Below are 324 nucleotides of genomic sequence, written 5' to 3' on the forward strand. Positions count from 1 at the left end.
GTATTAATACTTGGGCCAAGTAAAAACATGCGCCCAGCATTTGTTAAAGTACCCGTAGATTTAACCCATGAAATGCCGATTACTATTTTGGCAAGCTGCGTGTCACTCACACCTGGCACTGTGAGCGCTGAGGTATATCCTATTTTAGAATCACTTAATAAAGGTGAGCAACCAAAACAGCGTTATTTGCTTATTCATGTACTTGATCTTAAAGACGAGCAAGCACTTATTAAACAAATAAAAGAGCGTTATGAGGCTCCCTTAAAGGAGATATTTCAATGTTAGAAACCGTATTATTAATTGTATTTAGCATGATTGGATTAG

The 324-nt window shown here is 37.0% G+C and carries 1 protein-coding gene; it reads left to right on the forward strand.

Features of this window, described 5'->3' with window-relative positions:
* On the forward strand, positions 1–285 hold a 285-nt coding region (locus AAEY62_RS21290), incomplete at its 5' end, for a Na+/H+ antiporter subunit E (RefSeq protein ID WP_350636359.1).
* Positions 286–324: the final 39 nt, after the last annotated feature.

It is taken from the genome of Pseudoalteromonas sp. GW168-MNA-CIBAN-0100 (assembly GCF_040309225.1).
GTDB lineage: Bacteria > Pseudomonadota > Gammaproteobacteria > Enterobacterales > Alteromonadaceae > Pseudoalteromonas > Pseudoalteromonas arctica.